Raw genomic sequence first — 3504 nt, forward strand, 5'->3', positions numbered from 1 at the left:
GCGCAACGCGGAATGCAGCCATTCCGCACGATTGCGTCCATTTATCGTAATAACTTCGTATAGCATACATTATACGAAGTTATACGAGTCGTGGAAATACTTGCCCTCGTTCGGCGAATAGGCGATGAACGGCTGCCGGTCGAGCTCGTCGGGGCCGATCTGCTCATAGGCCGCGAGCGGCGCGCCTTCCGCGACCGCGACGAGCATCGGTTCGCGCTGCACGAGCCGGTATTCGAGCGGCTGGCGCGCGGCGCGCTGGCGCACGAAACCCGCGTCGAGCATCCGCGACGCGAGTGCGTCGATCTGCACGGTCGACACCATTTCGCGCAATTCGACGTCGACGTCCGGCAACGCATGCGCCGCGTGCGCGAGCAGCACCGGGATCATCCGGTATGCACTGACGGCCGTGAAACCGAGCGTGATGCGCCCGGCCCCGCCGTGCGCGACGCGCTGCGCGGCCTGCTCGGCGCGCGCGGAGAATTCGAGGATGTGCCGCGCGTCGCGCAGGAAGCGTTCGCCGGCCGCGGTCAGGCTCACCTGCCGGCTGCTGCGCTCGAGCAGCGCGATGCCGAGCGCGTGCTCGAGCAACTGGATTTGCCGGCTGAGCGGCGGCTGGGTCATGAAGAGCCGCCTGGCCGCGCGGCCGAAATGCAGTTCTTCGGCGACCGCGACGAAGCAGCGAAGCTGGTGCAGTTCAATCATCCAAATCTTGAATCAATCGATAGTCTTTTGATGTTAGACCGATATCGATGCGATTTCTATACTCGGTTCCACCTGATGCACGGCCCGCGCCGCGCACGACGACCGAGACCTTCATGACCATCGACATCCTGCTGACCCAGCCGCTGCCCGCCACCATCGACGCCGAACTGTCCGCCCGCTACACCGTGCATCGGCTGTATGCGGCCGAGCAACCGGACGCGCTGCTCGATCGCGTGGCGCCGCGCATTCGCGGCGTCGTGACGGGCGGCGCGAACGGCCTGTCCGCCGCGCTGATGGACCGGTTCGACGCGCTCGAGATCGTCGCGATCAACGGCATCGGCACCGATGCGGTCGATCTCGAGCGCGCCCGGGCGCGCGGCATCCACGTGACCACGACCCCCGACGTGCTGACCGACGACGTCGCCGACATGGCGTTGGGGCTGATCCTGATGACCCTGCGCGACCTCGGCGCCGGCGAGCGGATCGTGCGCGCCGGCCGCTGGGGCAAGGCGGCCCAGCCGCTCGCGACGCAGGTCACGGGCAAGCGGCTCGGCATCGTCGGACTCGGACGCGTCGGACGCGCGATCGCGCAACGCGCGCAGGCGTTCCGGATGCCCGTCAGCTACTTCGGCCCGCGCGAGCAGCGCGACAGTGGCTATCGCTTCGTACCCGACCTCGCCGCGCTCGCGCGCGACAGCGACGTGCTCGTGATCGCGGCCTCGGCCGATCACGGCAACGTGCTGGTGACGGCCGACGTGCTCGCGGCACTCGGCCCCCAAGGATTCCTGATCAACGTCGCGCGCGGCAAGCTGGTCGACGAAGCCGCGCTCGTGCGCGCGCTGGCCGACGGCACGATCGCCGGCGCCGGTCTCGACGTGTTCGCGAACGAACCGCACGTGCCGGCCGCGCTGCTCGAACTCGATCGCGTCGTCGTGCAGCCGCACCGTGCGAGCGCCACGCATGAAACGCGGGAGGAAATGGGCCGCATCGTGCTCGCCAACCTCGCCGCGTGCTTCGCGGGCCAGCGCCCGCCGACCAGCGTCACGCGCTGAGCGCGGCACGTCCCTTCCCGTTACAACACCGATGCCTTCGCACGACGAAGGCCAGGAGACATGCATGTCCAATCGATCCAGCGGCGCTGCGCTCGCCGCATCGCCCGCCGCGTCGCGCACGATCGGCCGCGTCCGTTATGCGGTCCTCGCGCTGATTTTCGCGGTCACCGTCGTCAACTATGCGGACCGCGCGACGATGTCGATCGCCGGCACCGGCGTCGCGCACGACCTCGGACTCACGCCCGTGCAGCTCGGCGTCGTCTTTTCGGCGTTCGCGTGGGCCTATGCGATCGGCCAGATTCCGGGCGGCTGGCTGCTCGACCGCTTCGGCGCGCGGCGCGTGTACGGCCTGAGCCTGTTGCTGTGGTCGGTATTCACGATGTTGCAGGGCACGGTCGGCGGGTTCGCGTTGCAGGGCGCGGCCGCGACGCTCGCGCTGTTCGTGATGCGCTTCATGCTCGGTCTCGTCGAATCGCCGGCGTTTCCGGCCAATTCGCGGATCGTCGCCTGCTGGTTCCCCACCGCCGAACGCGGCACCGCGTCGGCGCTGTTCAATTCCGCGCAATACATGGCCGTCGTGCTGTTCACGCCGGCGATGGCGTGGCTCACGCATGCGCTCGGCTGGGAACACGTATTCCTGTGGATGGGGCTACTCGGCATCGCGCTCGCCGCGCTGTGGTTCGCGTGGTATCGCGAGCCGCACGGCCACCCGCGCGTGACCGACGCGGAGCGCGACTACCTGCGCGCCCATGGCGCGCTCGTCGATCTCGAGGCGAACCGCGTGCGCGAGCGACCGCGCGTGTCGTGGCACGACGTGTCGCAACTGTTCCGCCACCGGAACCTGTGGGCGATCTACATCGGCCAGTACTGCATCACGGCGCTCACCTACTTCTTCATCACGTGGTTCCCGATCTACCTGATCAAGGGGCGCGGGATGACGATCATGGAAGCCGGCTGGGTCGCCGCGCTGCCGGCGATCTGCGGCTTCACGGGCGGCGTGCTCGGCGGCGTGCTGTCGGACTGGCTGATCCGGCGCGGCATGCATCCGTCGCGGGCGCGCAAGACGCCGTTCGTCGCGGGGATGGCGATGGCGACGCTGCTCGTGCTCGCGAACGGCGCATCGTCAAACGCGATCGTGATCACGCTGATGACGATCGCGTTCTTCGGCAAGGGGCTTGCGGCGGTCGGCTGGGCCGTGCTCGCCGACACGGCGCCGGAAGGCATGGTCGGGCTGAGCGGCGGCGTGTTCAACGGCCTCGGCAACATCGCGGGAATCGTCACGCCGCTCGTGATCGGCTACTTCGTCGCGAGCACGGGTTCGTTCGCCGGTGCGTTGTGGTTCGTCGCCGCGCACGGGCTGATCGGCATTGCGGCGTACGTGTGGCTCGCGGGCCGCTTCGAGCGCATCCGCATCGCGCCGGCCGCATGAGCGCCGCGGCGGCACGCAGGCGCCGTCACGCGCGCTGGCGGCTGCTCGGCACGTGCTCGGTCGTCAGCCGGTCGAGTTCGCGCAGATCGTTCTCCAGCGCGGGCGTGAGCGTCGTGCGCAGGTGGTCGAGGAAGGTGCGGATCTTCGCATCGAGATAGCGGCGCGTCGCGTAGACGGCATAGACGCTCACCGTCTGCAGCCGGTAATCGGGCAGCACGCGGATCAGGCGCCCTTCGCGGATATCGTCGAGCACCGTATACAGCGCCACGCATGCGATTCCGCGGCCGCCCGCACCGCGACGCACAGCGCGTCCGGCACGTT

At 68.7% G+C, this 3504-nt stretch carries 3 protein-coding genes and 2 pseudogenes; 2 read left to right on the forward strand and 3 right to left on the reverse strand.

The window, feature by feature from the left end; genetic code table 11:
• Positions 1–87 precede the first annotated feature (87 nt).
• Together JMF90_RS29365 and JMF90_RS40635 are read right to left on the reverse strand one after the other, a co-directional pair.
• Positions 88–702, reverse strand: a pseudogene (locus JMF90_RS29365) (LysR family transcriptional regulator); the annotation flags it as partial.
• Positions 695–817 carry a hypothetical protein gene (locus tag JMF90_RS40635; RefSeq protein ID WP_260525826.1) on the reverse strand — a complete coding sequence of 41 codons (123 nt, stop codon included), beginning with the start codon at positions 815–817 and terminating at the stop codon, positions 695–697. The pseudogene JMF90_RS29365 and the gene JMF90_RS40635, both read right to left, overlap by 8 nt.
• Here JMF90_RS40635 and JMF90_RS29370 point away from each other — a divergent pair.
• Together JMF90_RS29370 and JMF90_RS29375 are read left to right on the forward strand one after the other, a co-directional pair.
• The gene (locus JMF90_RS29370) at positions 816–1754 is read left to right on the forward strand and encodes a 2-hydroxyacid dehydrogenase (protein WP_041489385.1); all 939 of its coding nucleotides are present in this window, start codon (positions 816–818) and stop codon (positions 1752–1754) included. The two genes, JMF90_RS40635 and JMF90_RS29370, sit on opposite strands and share 2 nt — an antisense overlap.
• A 64-nt stretch (positions 1755–1818) precedes the next feature.
• Positions 1819–3183, forward strand: a complete 1365-nt coding sequence (locus JMF90_RS29375) for an MFS transporter (protein ID WP_011547575.1) — start codon at positions 1819–1821, stop codon at positions 3181–3183.
• A 25-nt stretch (positions 3184–3208) separates the two neighbouring features.
• On the opposite strand, the pseudogene JMF90_RS29380 reads toward JMF90_RS29375, so the two are convergent.
• Positions 3209–3504 (reverse strand): annotated as a pseudogene (locus JMF90_RS29380) (LysR substrate-binding domain-containing protein); the annotation flags it as partial.

Origin of the sequence: Burkholderia sp. E168m23, from assembly GCF_016586125.1 — a bacterium.
Lineage (GTDB): Bacteria > Pseudomonadota > Gammaproteobacteria > Burkholderiales > Burkholderiaceae > Burkholderia > Burkholderia orbicola.

Excerpts from the sequence above, each read along its gene's own strand:
- JMF90_RS29370 (WP_041489385.1), top strand. The coding sequence starts at position 816 with ATGACCATCGACATCCTGCTGACCCAGCCGCTGCCCGCCACCATCGAC.
- JMF90_RS29375 (WP_011547575.1), top strand. The coding sequence starts at position 1,819 with ATGTCCAATCGATCCAGCGGCGCTGCGCTCGCCGCATCGCCCGCCGCG.
- JMF90_RS40635 (WP_260525826.1), bottom strand. The coding sequence starts at position 817 with ATGAAGGTCTCGGTCGTCGTGCGCGGCGCGGGCCGTGCATCAGGTGGA.